1 protein-coding gene (cut by a window edge) is annotated in these 14,700 nt (G+C 75.9%); it reads right to left on the reverse strand.

All coding sequences use genetic code 11. The features are described from left to right. Positions 1-14,700, reverse strand: partial view of a hypothetical protein gene (locus tag ACY1JF_RS25215; protein ID WP_462707528.1) — the end only. The gene runs 28,851 nt beyond the window's last position; 14,700 of the gene's 43,551 nt are visible here — the last part of the coding sequence; its start codon lies beyond the right edge, outside the window; the stop codon is at positions 1-3.

Consider the following 14,700-nt stretch of genomic DNA (forward strand, 5'->3'; position numbering starts at 1 on the left):
TCATGGACCGGTGTCCTCGGCCCGGCTCTCCTCGGGAAGCCGGACGTCGGGGGCGAGGGGCCAGGCGGGCATCCAGTGTTCGGGTCCGTCGCCGGTGCGGCGGACGAGGTGGACGTGGCGGGTGCCGTTGCCGATGGTGACGTCGTAGGTGGTGTCGGGGGTGACGTGGACGGTGTGGAGGGTCAGGTCGTAGGTGTGGGCGGCGAGGAGGGGGGCGAGGTCGCCGGCGATGGTGTCCCACTGTCCGGGCGTGTTCATGGAGCGGGCGATCTCGTGCCAGTCCGCAGCGGTGGGCACACCGGTCGGGAGCTGGTGGGCGACGGTGGCGTGGAGGTTGGGGATGCCGGTGAGGAGTGCGGTGCCGTTCGCGTCGTGCCCCAGGCCGTGCAGAGGCAGGGCCAGGCGGGCGCGGATCTGCGCGGGGGTGGCGGGCCGGCCCTCCTGGACCAGGCCGGCCACCGCGGTCAGCGCGTGGAAGAAGCAGTCACCGTCCGCGGGTACGTCCACGACCTGGAGGCCGCGAGCGGCCGCCGCCCGGTGGACGGCGAGCGCCACCGCGTCCCCCGGGACGCCCTCGGCCGCCAAGGGGTCCGGCCCGGCGTACGGCAGGTCCGCGGCAGCGGGCACCGGGAAGGCCGGGTCGAAGTGTCCGCCGATCGGCAGGTCGTCCCAGGCCGGGAGGGTCCCGGAGGGGTCCTCGAAGGCCTCGAACTCGGGAGTGGACGGCGGGAACGGACCGGTCGGCCCGGCGGGCGCGGCCTGCGTGTCCACCGGCTCGTGCCGGACGGAGTCGGCGGGCGCGGATCCCCCGTGATCCAGGGACCTGATGACGGCGTAGCCCCCGGACGGCAGCTCACGCAGGGGGATGCCGGCGTCCGAGAGAACGCGCGCCTCCTCCTGGTCGAACGCCTTCCCGGTTCCGCTCCAGCGATAGAAGACGACGCCGAAGTCGACCCTCCTGCCAAGGCGGGGCACCAGGGAAGAGCTGGATTTCAGCGGAAGCATCCGGGATCGGTTCTCGCCGACGTGTCCGCCCTCCTCGCGCCACGCGCTGAATGCCTCGGCCATCAGCTGCGGCGTCCACTTGAGGCGCGCCGTACCGGCACGGCGGACGGGGCCGCTGTCGTCCGCCGGTTCGGTGCCGGCCCCGGGTGCGGGCGCCGTCGCCAGGTGACCCGTGCCGGGGCCGGCGACGACGTACCCCCCGGACGGGATCCGGCTCACGGGAACACCGGCGGCCGAGAGGATCTGCGCTTCGGCGAGGTCGAACCGTGCCTCGTACCTGCTCAAGGCGTGGAGCACCGAGCCGATGTCCGCGGGTTCGTGCAGGCCGGCGATCGCGACGGTGGTCCCCGGCGGCGGAAGGGTGCCGGTGCGGGCCGCGCCCGACGGGTCCCCTTCCGCGTTCCACGCCGCGTAGGCCGCTGCCACCAGCTCCGGTGTCCACGGCACCTGCCGCGCGTCGGTGCCGGCGGCGGGCATGCCGGCCCCGTGCGTCCGCGGCAGCTCGGGACCGTCCGGCGCCTGCTCCCCGAGCGGCCGCTCGGGGCGTGTTCCCGTGCGCGGCGGTCGTGCGCCCGGCGCGGTGCCCGATGCGGCCTGCGGTTGCCCCGCCTCCGGTCCGGGCGCCGCCGCAGTGCGCCGCTGGGGCCGGGTGATGACGTGTGAGCCGTCGGTGAGCTGCCGGAGGGGGAGGCCGGCTGCCGACAGGTAGGCCGCCTCCACCGCGTCGAAGGTCCTTCCGGTCCTGGCCCAGTGGTGCAGGGTGGAGCCGAAGCCGACCATCCTGCCCAGGGTGGGGACGTGGGTGATGGCCGACCTGGGGGGTACCAGGCGTCTGCGGTCCTCGTCCGTTCCCTCCGCGCGCCATGCCATGACGGTCTCGGCCATCAGCGGTGCTGTCCAGACGACGTTTCTCCGACGGGCCTGGTCGGTGGGTTCCTCGGGTTCCGGGTCCTGTATCGCGGCCCGGTTCAGCACAGGCCGGGTGAGGACGTACGTGCCGTCGGCGCGTTGCAGCAGGGGGAGTCCGGCGGCCCTCAGGCTGTCGGCCTGGTGTGCGTCGAAGGGCTTCTCGGTCTTGGTCCAGTGGTACAGCTTGTAGCCGAAGTCGACCACTCTCCCGAGACTGGGAACCAGGGTGATGGCCGATTTGGGCGGTACGGGGTGGGTGTGGTTGCGGCCGGTCCGATCTCCCTCCTCACGCCAGGCCGTGACGGCCTCGGCCAACAGCTCCGGCGTCCACTTGACGTTCTCCCGCTGGAACTGGTGGGCGGGTTCCGGGCGCGGTGCCGCGGCCCGGTTCTCCACGGGCCGGGTGAGGACGTACGTGCCGTCGGTGAGCCGCAGCAAGGGGAGTCCGGCGGCCGACAGGATGTCCGCCTGGGGCGGGTCGAAGACCTTCTGGGTCCTGGTCCAGTGGTACAGCCTGGCGCCGAACTCGACCACTCTCCCCAGGCTGGGAACCAGGGCGGAGGCTGCCTGGGGCGGTACGGCGCGGGTGTGGTCGCGGCCGGTCCGGGCTTCCTCCGCACGCCAGGCCGTGACGGCCTCGGCCAACAGCTCCGGCGTCCACCGGACCCGTCCCGGGTCTGTCGCGGCCGGGCCGGTTCCGGTGCCGGCCGGGGCACCGGCGCGGTGGAAGTGGAAATGCCGGTGGATCTCGGCGACCTGGGCGGCGTCGAGATCGGTCCCGGTGGCGTACAGGTGCTCCCACAGTCCGCCCAGGGTCAGGTCGGGCAGGGCGGTGACGTGGGCGTACAGCTCCTCCAGTGCGCCGGGAGCGAGGGGCAGGACGGCCCGGCGGTGCCACGAACCGTCGGCGGGGGGCAACGCGAACAGGCGGTCGGCCTCCGCTCCGAGCCGGGTCCGGGCGAAGTCGCTACGGGCGTTGATCCGGGCGTCGAGATCGACAGGGGTCTCCCGCCGGGACACGGAGGCGAGGGCGCCGCCTGCCGGGGGAGCGGGCTCCGTCCGAGCGGGACCGGCGGTTTCCTCCTCCTCGTCCGGACCGAACAGGGAGTCGGTGTCCGTGTTCTCGTCGGCGGTCCGGCCGGGATCGCCGGACGGCAGCGCCAGCCAGGTCCCCGACGGCCCCGCCGCGTTATCGTCCTCGGTCCGGGAGCCGGTACGGGGAGCGCCGCCGGGCAGGCGGGGACGGGACGTGCTCAACGCGGGGTCAGCCATGGCGAGATCCCCGGCCGGGCCGGACCCGCCGTGCTGCTCGTGCAGCGCGCGGGCGATCGTGAGGAGGGCCTGGTGGACGCGGGCCCGGTGAGCCTCGGTCTCGGGGTCGACGCCGATGAGCAGGGGCGGACGCAGCAGAGCGGCCGCCTGGTCCAGGTAGGGCAGGAGATGGGCCGGTACCTCACCGGAGTCCTCGGCGGAGGTCTCGTCAGCGCGGGGGGCCGCCGGCCAGGCGGGCATCCAGTGCTCGGCGCCGTGGCCGACGCGGCGGACGAGGTGGACGTGGCGGGTGCCGTTGCCGATGGTGACGTCGTAGGTGGTGCCGGGGGTGACGTGCACGGTGTGGAGGGTCAGGCCGTACAGGTGAGCGGCGATCAGCGGGGCGAGGTCGCCGGCGATGGTGTCCCACTGCCCGGGCGTGCTCATCGACCGGGCGAGGTCGAGCCAGTCCACGGCCGTCGGCCGGTGGACCTGCCCCTGGCCGGCGAGTTGATGCAGGACCGTGGCGTGCAGGCCGGGGACGTGGTCGAGCAGCTCTCCCCCGGGAGCACCGATCCCCCGGTCCCGCAGCGGTTTGGCCAGGAGGAAGCGGACCTGGGCCGGGGTGACGGGCAGGCCGTTGCGGGTCAGGCCGACCACCGCGATCAGCGAGTGGAAGAAGCAGTCACCGTCCGCCGGGACGTCCGCCACCCGCAGGCCGCGTTCGGCCGCCGCCGTCACGGTCACGGCGTCCGGCCCGGAGCCGGAAAGCTCCCCGGACGATTCCGTCCCCAGGACCTCCTGATGACGGTACGCGGAGGGGGCGGCCGGGCGTGGGCCGAGCGGCTCCCCTTCGGCCGGATCGGTCGGGTAGGCGTTCATCCACAGGTCCGCCGAGGGATCGTCCCAGTCCGGGATCGAGCCCGTCGGGTCGTGGAACGGCTCGAACTCGACCGCGAGCGGGGGGAAGGGGGCGCCGTTCTCCGCGACGGCCACCTGTCCGCCTGCGGAATCCCCCGCCGTCCCCGGCGTCTCCTCGGGCGCGGCGACCACGTAGTACCCCGAATCCAGTCGCGCCAGCGGAACCCCTACGGCACCGAGCATCTCGGCGTCACGTGGCGTGAGGTGTTTCCTCACCGTGGCCCAGCGGACCAGGAGCTCGCCGACGGGCAGTGGCTCCCGCGACCCCGGCCTGTGCACGGAGGCGTGCCGCGGGGGGAAGACGGTGCGACGGTCCTCACCCGTGCCGGCGCCGCCGGCACGCCACGCGTCGACGGCCCAGGCCATCGCCTCCACGCTCAGCGGCACGTGGTCGTCGGCGGGCGGACGGGCGATGACGTACCCGCCGGAAGCCGCTTCCCGGAACGGGATCCCGACCGCCGACAACGTCGCCCGGTCGGCGGCGCCGAAGAGCCGTCCGCCGCGCATCCAGCCATCGAGGACCGACCCGAAGTACACCTTCTCCCCCGACCGGGGAAGCACCACCTTCGCCGCGCTCGGAGGCAGGAGGCGATCACGTACCAGTCCCTTGTCCGCGCCCTCCTCACGCCACGCCCTGACAGCCTCCGCCATGGCATCCACGGTCCACCGCGTGAGCGCCGGGGGGCGGATCACGACGTGTTCCTCGGGGGAGACCTGCTCCAGGGTGAGGCCGACGGCTGACAGCGCGGCGGCTTCCTCGTGACCGAACCTCCGCTTCCCGGCGTACAGGTTCTGCAAGGCGTGTCCCACGCCGACCTCCTGCCCCGTGCCGGGGAGCACCGTCTTGTCCTGGTAGCCCGGCAGGCTGCCGCTGCGGTCCTCTCCCAGCCCGTCACCGTCCCGCCGCCATGCCCGCACGGCCTCGATGAACAGGTCCGTCGTCCAGTAGGTGTGCGCCGACCATCTCGCGTCGCGCCCCGTCCCGACGCGCGGGGCCGCCGTGGGAACGTCGTTCGCCGGCCGCGTGCGGGGAACCACCGGCCTGCGGGGGACCGCCCGGGTTCGCGGTACCGGGTCCGCGGACGCCGAACCGTGGTAGTCCTGCGCCTCGGCGAGGACCAGCTTCCCCGAGGGCAGGGTGCGGGTGCGGACTCCGAGCCCGGCCAGCGCGTGTCCTTCCTCCGGCGAGAGCCCCTTCCCCAGCCGGATCCAGGTGTCGACGACCTCCCTGATGTCGATGCGCATGTCCGTGCCGGGGATCTCGATCACGCTGGTCGCCGGCGGCCACGCGCGGTCGCGGTCCTCGGACGCCGCGCGCCACCGCGTGAGGGCCCTGGTCACCTGGTCCACCGTCCACGGATACGACCTCAGCGCCGCTCGGTTGGTCTGCTGCCGTCGCACTTCCGGCGCGTCGATCAGGTACTCGCCCTGCGGCAGCTGCCGGAGCGGGATCCCCTCCGCCCGGAACGCTGCGAGCTGGTCCTCCCGCAGCACCTCGCCGCGCTTGTACCAGTGGGTGAAACCGCTTCCGAGCGCCACCCTCTCGGTGAAACCCGGCAGCTGGACGGTGGCATCGCGCGGAGGGAAGGCGTCGCCGCGGTCCTCGCCGAGCGCCGGGCCTTCCGCACGCCATGCCCTGAACGCGCGCAGGAGCTGCTCGGCCGTCCATACGATGCGGACCACCGAGGGACCGGGACCGGCGGGAACCTCCTGCTGGGGCGCACCACGAGGAGCGCCGCCGCGCGGGCCGGGGGAGGAGCCGCGCACGGTCGGGTCCGCCGCGACGAGCCGGTCGGCGAGATCCCGCACCGACGCGCGCGCCGACGCGTCCTGAGGGCGCGGGCGGGATCCGGCCGGTACGACATCGCCGCCGGGCACGTCGCCCGAGCCGGCCCGGGACGCGGACGGCACCGGTGCCGCGACGTCGCGCGCCGCCGTGTCCGGACCCGAGGCGGGCTCCGTCTCCCCGTCCGTCGCGTGGGCGTCGCCGAGGACGCCCATCAGGTCGGCGCCCAGCCGCAAGGTGGGGAAGCGCACCGCGTCGGGACCCTGCTGCGGGCCCTGAAGGACCCGGTCCAGGAGGGTGCCATGGGCGTCCAGGTCCAGTGACCACACGGTGCCCGCCACGCTCGGGGCACCGTCCAGCCGGGTGCGGGAGCGGGCGTCCAGCCACTCGACGCGGCCCCGCAGGTTCACCGCGTAGAGCTGGACCCGCGACTCCTCACCGTCGATCAGGACCAGGGACCTGGCCCCCGCGCCGGCCGCCCGCAGCAGTCCCTCCAGCGCCGGCAGGGCATCCTGCCCGGCGGCCGGCCAGCGTCGGAAGGCGTCCCCGACACGGTCCCGGTCGGCGGCCGTGAGCGCGGGTGCCGCCGCACGGCCGGTGGCCGGGGGAGCGGTGTCCACGGTCCGGGGAGGGGTGACACCGGCGTCCGCGGTCCGGGGAGTGGTGGGACCTGCGGACGTGTCCGGGTCGGCACCGGGCGGCCGTACGCCGTCCACCGCCGGCGCGGCGGGCCGGGCTGACGCCGTGGCGGGGGACGCCGTCGCCGCATCGGTGCCCGGGAGGCCGGTGTCGTCCCGGTCGGAGGGGGTGACCAGGTGGCTGCGCAGCACACCGTCCAGGCCCCGGACGTGCAGCCGTACCGGGGTGCCCAGTTCCCGGGCGATGCCCCGGACCAGGGGGCCGGTCGAGAGGGCGGGCAGGGACGCGGCCGTGGGGAGTACGACCGGGCCGGCCGGCGGGGTGCCGGCCGACAGCGCGTCGTGGTGGCGGCCGACCTCGGCCACGACGTCGTGGACGGTGCCCTCGGTCACCGTCCGGCCGTCGACCTGCTGCCGGGCCAGCTCCGCCCGGTACCGGGCGAGGGCCGCGCGGGCCTCCCGGCCCGGTCCGGCGGCGTGGTCGCCGGCCAGGCGGGCACCGAGGGTGTCGACCGCCCAGCGCAGCACGTCCCGGTGGACACGCCGGAGCAGCGCCGTGCGGTCCAGGTGGAGGGTGACCGTCTCCGGCGTGCCGTCCGTCCCCGCCGAGATCGTGTGGGCCACGGCCTGGTGCAGCCGGGTCGCGCCGACGCCGGGCTCGCGCGCGGCGTCGGCCAGCAGCCCGGCCAGGTCGAAAGAGGGGGACGGAGTGCGGTGCGCGGACGCCGGGCGGGCGTCACCGGCGGGAGCGGGCACCTGCCGGTGCCGGGCGCGCAGCTCCTCGACCTCCGACCGGAACAGCTCCGCGTACACGTCACCGGTGAAGGTCTCGCCGTACAGCGTCTTCTTCCCGGGCCGGCCCGCCGGGCCCAGCAGCGGCCGGGTGTAGGGGCGGGCCTCCAGCCGGCCGCGCCAGCGCAGCAGCACCGAGTACACGGGGCCCTGCTGCTTGAGGTGCTCCTCGCGCCGCTGGTTCTCGCTGCCCGTGCCGCCCTGGCCGCCCGCCGTGGTCCGGGACGCGCCGGTCTCCCCGCCCAGGGCGTGCGGGGGCCGCGCGTCGGCCTGTTCCGGCGCCTGGACCACGCCGGAACCTGAGGCGCTCGCGGTGGTGGAGGCCCGCCAGTGGTCGTCGGCGGCGTTGACCGAGGTGCCCTTCTGGTACTTGCTGTAGCGGCCGGTGCCGGTGCCGGCGACCGGGCCGATCACCTCCAGGTCGTACAGGGCGCCGCGCAGGTACAGGGCGGCCCTGCGCGAGGGGTCGGCCGGGTCGAGCAGGCTGCCCGTCAGCAGCAGGGGCGCGGTCTGCGAGGCCCTGCGCACGTGCTCGGCCAGCTGACGGGGGGTCAGCAGCCGCAGCAGTGCCAGGCTCGCGCGGCTCGTCCCGCCGGCCGCGTGCTCGCCGAAGACGCGGCCCGCCAGCCGCAGCGCGGCCCGTTCCACGCCGTCCATGGCGACACCGGACACGTACGCGTCGCCGGGCAACGGCGGCAGCGGGCGCGGGTCGGGCGCCGCCTGCGGTCCGTACACGGGGCGGAACTCCGACAGGCCGCGCGGGACCTGGAGGCCGAGCACGCCGGTCACGGTGTCGGTGAACGGGGCGGAGCGGGTGGCGTCCAGGGAGCGGTACCACCGGACCAGCGGACCGGTCAGCTGACCGCCGGGCTTGTTCACGCGCTCGATGCCGATGTCGACGCGGAACCGGTACGTGACCAGCCGGGTGCCGTCCCAGGCGTACACGGTGCCGATGCTCGTCTCCGTCCCGGCGCGGGTCACGCCCCGGTGCCGGCCCTCGCCCAGGCCCACGGCCCCCGTGCCGGAGGCGTGCGCGTCACCGCCGCCGAGCCGTCCTGCCGTGAGTGTCTGGGCGGCGTCGCGGGAGGTGCCGACCGCCGAGGCCACGGCGCCGTGGGCGTAGTTCTCCAGCCCCGTTTCGGGCCGGAAGTCGCCGATCTCGGGATCGGACGTCAGGACGGCGCGCAGCCTGATCCGGACGACGTCCGACAGCGCCCAGCCGATGGGGTTGGCCAGGTGCACGACGTATCCGTCGGGGGAGAGCAGGTCGTCCCACAGGGTCGCCTCCCGGCCGCCGGCCAGCAGGGCCTGCACGGTGTCGACGCCGCCCTGCATCCGGCCGATGCGGCGGCCCCGGCCGTCCCACAGGTCCGGGCCGGCCGTGAGCAGTCCGGGGGCGACCGCGGCGAGACCGCCGAGCACGGCGTCCAGCAACGGGCGGTCGTCGTAGCGGATCGTGTGCACACCGCTGTGGCCGAGGATCCGGCGGTCCGTGTCCGCGCGGGTGAGGTACTGCGGAAGGCCGGTCTCCGGGGTGCCGGTCGCCAGGTCGGCGAGGTCGAGGCCGAACCGCTCGCCGAACGCGGCCCGCACCGCCGGGTCCAGCACGAGCAGCGCCCGCTCGCCGTGGAGCCCGGCCAGCGCCCGCGCCAGGGTCGCGCGGTCCGCGGTCAGGGCGCCGGGCGTCGGACCGCCCTCGTCCGGGGAACGGGTGCCGGGCTCGGGCGACGCGGCGGTCCAGCGGGTCAGCAGGCCGGCGACGGTGTCGCCGGACAGCCGCAGTTCCCCGCCGTACCAGCGGTTCAGCACGTCGACGAGCTGACGGTCCGGCAGGGCCAGCCGGCCGGCGGCGTACTGGGCGAGCGCCTCGGGCTCCGGCAGCAGGTACAGCACCGTGCGGCCGGGGACCGCGCGCCGGTCCGTGCCGGCGGTGAGCGGCCGTGTCTTGCCGGACGTCTCGGTACGGGAGGTGACGGTGAAGTCGACCGTCGAGCGGAAGGCGTACGCCCGGTTGAAGTCCAGCTCGATCCGCTCCCGGGCGGCGCTGACGGTCCCGGTGGCGGACGTGTTCCACTGCCGGCCGCGCCCGGCGTCCGCCCCTCCCTGGAGGGTGCCGGTGCCGCCGGAGTCCGGCGCGCCGCCCACCGCGACATCGGCCTGCACCCACTTCAGGCCGTGGGACCCCGTGTCGGTGACGCCCGCCTGGTCCAGCCCGAAGCGGATGACACCCATCACGAACGGCTCGTCGGTGGCGCCGGCGAACACGGACGGACCCATCTCGCCCCGTACGTCGAGCGCGGCGAGGGTGTCGCCCAGCCAGCCGGGGTCGAAGAACTGGTCGGTGGTGTAGTGCCCGGCGAGCAGTTCCGGCAGGTGGGCCATGAGCTGGGTGAGGCCGGTGAAGGCGGACACCTCGGTGTCGGCGTGCCCCTGCGGGCCGGTCAGGCCGGCCAGCAGCGAGCGGGCGGCCTCGCGCACTCCGCTCGCGTCAAGGTAGTAGACGACCGCGCGGTCGAGCACCGTGACCGGGGTGCTTCCCGAAGCCGGGGCGTCGGCCGGGTCGGCGGCGCCGAGCGGCAGCAGATGGGTCAGGGCCTCCTGCCCGGACAGCGTGATGGGCCGGGGCACGCGGGTCCCCGGCCGCAGCCGGCCCCGCACCCCGCTGTGCTGGAGCTCCACCGTGACGGTGTAGTCGCTGGTGAGGGTGAACCGGTCGACGGGACCGTGGTACTCGGACAGCTTCGGCTGGTTGCTCAGGTGCAGGACGTTCTCCGTGGCGCCCACGGTCCGGTGCAGGTCGAAGCCGGTGCCGGCGCCCTTGAGCTGGTTGGCCTGCACCTTGAACCGGAAGCCGAGGGCGGCCTTGCGGCTGCCGCCCGCGGACTGGCCGGCGGTGTCCATGCCCATGAACAGGTTGACGACGTGGATCCGGTCCGTCCGGCCCTCGAACCGGGGCGGCGCCTCCTCGGAGGCCGTCGCCCGGACGGTGACGCGGGCGGCGTCCACGTCGAAGTCGGTCGCGAGAACGCCCCGCCGCCGGCGCAGAGTGAACGTCAGCCCGTCCTGGTGGATCTCGTCGTAGAACGTCTCCAGGCCGCGCCGGGAGACGAACTTCTCCACCAGTTCCAGGTTGGCCAGCCGGCTGTCCACCTCGGCGCCGTGCGTGGCGGGGCCGCTCGCGGCGAGCGGCGCGGTGGGGTCCCCGGGCAGGAAGCCCAGCCGGGTCAGCTCGGCCGACAGCAGCCGGCGCAGTTCGCGGACGGTCCCCTCCGCCACGTCGACCAGGCCCGTGCCGATGCCCCGGCCGAGCGCGACGTGCGCGGGCACATCGAGGCGGTCGGGGTCGTCCGGGCGGCGCCCGGTGCCGCGCAGCAGGTCCGGCGCGTACGCCACCGTCCGGCCCGCGGGGCCGTCCGTGACGGTCACGGGCTCGGTCACCTCGGTCACGGCGGCGGGCCTCAGCGGCTCGCCGCGCTCCGCCAGGTCCGCCAGGGCACCGGGATCGGTGAGGGTGCCGAGTTCGCTGACCCGGAGGCCGTCGCCGGGCGTGGCCCGGCCCGGAACGCCGTCCCGCTCCCCGCCCGCCGGGTCGCCGGCGGCGCCCGCGACGGGGACGCGCAGCGCGGTCTCGTCCACCGGGAAGCCGTACGCGAAGGCGTCGGCCTCGCTCATCCGCACCAGGACCTGTCCGGGCACGGCCGGGGTGGTCCGGGGCCGGGCGCCGCGCGCCGCGACCACGGCGGTCAGGCGGAGCCCGACCAGGTGGGCCGAGGTCTCGCCCGCCTCCCGTGACACCAGGACCCGCAGACCGGTGCGGCCCGCGCTCTGCCCCTGGCTGTTCACGGACGTCAGCGCGGCCGAGGCGCTGAGCCCCAGCGCCGGGGCGGGCACGCCGGAGGGCAGCGGCAGCAGGCTCAGCTCCACCGACGGCGCCGTGACCGCGGCGGAGTCGCCCAGCGTGTGGCTGCCGCCGGTGCCGTCGATCGCGGTGCGCACCCGCTCCAGCCGTGCCTTGTCGCTGGTGACGCCGACCCGTTCACCGCGCGAGGTGCGCACGCCGTGCACCTCGACGGTGGCGACCGGCCTGCCGCGCGTGCCGTGCAGGGTGAACCGGTAGCCGTCGCCCGTGCCGACCGCCTCGTCCAGATGGGACTCCAGCCGCCACAGCTTGTGCAGCAGCTCCTCGCGCGCGGCGCTGCCCACGGTCAGGCGCAGTCCCTGCCCGGCCAGCGCGGCGGCGATCTCGTCGAACAGCGCGGGCAGGCCGGTCAGCCCCGACGCGTAGTACACCGGGGGCAGCCGCCGTTCGCGCCCCTCGGTGCCGACGGCGGTGAGCTGGGGACCGGCGTGGCCGAGATAGTGGTCGGGCACGGCGAGCACCAGCCGGCGGCCGTCCGCCGGCTCCACCGGTACGGGTTCGGTCTCCTCCCAGCGACGAGCCGGGTCGGTGCGCAGCCGCACCGTCCAGTGCGCCGCGTAGGCGACCGGTGTGGAGGTGTCCGTCGACACCTCCACCTGGCCGCCCTCGGCGTCACTGGTCCTGGTCGTCGCGCGGGCGGAGGCGTTGAGCGTGCCGGCCAGGCCCAGACCGACCTTGACGACCTGGAGCGGGCCGGCGCCCAGTCCGATCCCGGCCGACAGGGTGAGCGCGCCGCGCAGGGCGGAGGTCGCCCCCGAGTGGCTCTGCACGTGGGCGCCGGTGAGGAACGAGCCGTTGACCGCTCCGACCGTCTCGAACCGCTGGGCCTCCGGGTCGCGCGGCGTCAGCAGCGGCTGCGGCCCGGCCGCGACGGCCCGGCTCGCGTCCACCGGCCCGGCGGACCCGGTGCCTGTCCCGGCCCCGGTCTCGCCGGGCGGGGGTACGGCCGTGTCGTCGGCCGCCGGCGCGGTGGCGAGGCCGTCGTAGGAGGCGGCGGGGTGCCGGACCCGGCGCGGATCACGCGGGTCGAGGGTGACCAGGACCTCGGCGCGGCCCAGGGTGAGGAGCACACCGCCGGACACCGGCCCGTCCGGCGCCGGGACCAGACGGGGGTAGGTGCCCAGCAGGACCAGGGCGAGGCGGGTCCACTCGTCCTCCGGTACCCGCGCCACCGCGTCCCCGGCCAGTTCCCTGATCCGGGCGATCACCTCGGGGACGCCCGGCAGTTCGGCGCGCGGGATGCCGATGGAGCGGGCGGCCGGGTGCACCTCGACCGGTTCGTCCGGCACGGTGTCCGGCCGCTCGCCCGCAGGGTCGGCGGGGGACGGGCGGGCGCCCCACCGTTCGGATGGCAGGGGCTTGCCCTCGGGGTGCCGCGCGTCGAACAGCCGCAGCCAGCCGTCGGCCGGTCCCGTGCCGTCCGCCCGCGCGGGGACGACGGTGCCGGCGTCCGCGTCCAGGCGTACGCCCTGGGCGGAGGCGGCGACCGGCAGGCCGAGGGCCTCGGCCAGGGCCACCGCGTACGGGCCGGCGTCCGGTGCGGTCAGGAGCGGGGCGTGCAGCGGGGCACGGGCGGCGAGGAGCGCGGCGAGGGCGGCCGGTGCCACCGGTACGCCGTCGACGACCGGCCAGCCGGCGCGGTGCTCGGCGGCGACCACGACGAGGCGCTCCGGCAGCAGAGCGGGCAGCCGTCCGGCGGCCTGTGGGGTGAGACCGGCCGCCACCGCCGCGCCGCCGGCACCGGGCAGGACGACCGCGAGCACCCGGCCGTCGGCCTCCAGGACCTGTGACCGTGCCGCCAGGTCCTCGGCGCGGACGGTCGCGGACACCGTCCCGTCCGCCGGAACGGCTTCCGGGGCGTTGCTGTCCCGGTCCGTGACAGTGGCCGGTTCGGGAACTTCGGGGACAGTGGGGAGGGCGGGCTCCCGCGAGGCGCGGCGGCGGGTGGCGGCCGGCTCGGGCACCTCGCTGATGGTGGGCAGCGGGGTCGGGCGCGACACCCGGTCGGACGTACGGCGCGGAGCGGGCTCTCCGCCCGCTCGGCCGTCGGCCGGGGGAACCGCCGCCGGGCGTGCCCCGGCGGGTGCGGACGTCGTGGGCCGGGCGTCCGGCCGGTCCGGGGCCGCAGCGGCGGAACCGGTCCCGAACAGGTGCGGGTACCGCTCCTCCAGGCCGTCGGCCAGCTTCTCGTCCCGCAGCGGGAGCATGGCGACCAGACCGTCGGGGACGTCGACCTCCAGGGCGCGGGCGGGCCCGCCGACGCCGTGCAGCACGGCGGTGACGTCGAAGCGGTAGAAGCGGAAGTCCCGGACGCCCTCCTGGTTGTGCTCGTCCGTCTCCGACAGGGCGGAGGTCTGCTTGCCGTCCTGGGACCAGCCGGCCTCGTAAGGCGTCCGGCCGAGCAGCGCGTACTCCGCGGTCCCGCCCCCGCCGTCCGTGCCGCCGCCCTGGTGGAAGCCCCGGCTGGACCTGACGACGTGCTCGACGCCGTTGTCGTTCTGGGTGTAGCGCCGCCCCTTGTACGCCACTCGCCCGGCACCCTCGACCGGTCGTGCCGCCGTGATCCGGAAGCCGACCGTCACCCGGCGGTCGCCGACCGCGACCTCGTACGTTCCCTTGAGCAGGTCCGCGATGCGCGGGCGCATGTGGTGGGCGCTGGTCTCGAACGCGTAGCGCATGCCCTCGGGGGTCAGCAGCCGCGACGCCTCGCCCAGCCGGGCGAGCGCACTGTCCGGCGCCGGAGCCCGCGAGGAGCGCAGGGCGGCGATCCCGGCGTGGTCGCGGACCACGGCGGCCGCGGGCACGTCCCAGGGGTGCAGGTTCGCCAGCAGCGTTTCGTCGGGTGCGTCGAGCACGGCCCGCGACGACGGCACCCAACGCGCGTTCCGGCCGGTGGGGCGTTCGTGCACCGGCGTGGGGGAGGGGCTCTCGACGGGAGCCGTCAGATGGTCGGGCACGAGGAACCGGACCTCGCCCGTGACCGTGTCGCTCTCCCGCCAGCTCCAGGGCTGGTGGCCCAGCCAGAACCGCTGCCAGGCGTCGCCCCGGCCGGCCAGCCGGGCGACCGACCCGGTGAGCATCCCCGTCCCCTGCACCAGCGTGTCGAGGGCCTGGGGGAGCTGCCGGGTCAGGCCGACCTCGATGTCGAGGACCACCGTGTGCGCGAACTCGTGAGAGCCCTGCTTGTCACGGGTGTTGCCCCGGATGATGGTGACCTGCTTCGCCGTGCCGATCTCCGCGGCGCTGCTGCCGGAGACCCGGCCCGCCGCGTAGTCGAGGCCCGCGTGCCCCTGTTCGCCGCTGACGGCGTCGTGCGTGCCGCCGCGCGCGGTGACGGCCACCCCGACGCCCGCCGTCCGGCCCCGCTGACGGGTGTCCTTGTCCTCCGTCACGCTCTCCCCGCGCAGCGTGTGCTTCACCTCCGGGCGCGGCCGGTGGGCGTGGGCGGCCTCCACCGTCCGGATCGCCACCCGCACGGA

The sequence above is a fragment of the Streptomyces sp. SYSU D01066-1 genome (assembly GCF_054956795.1).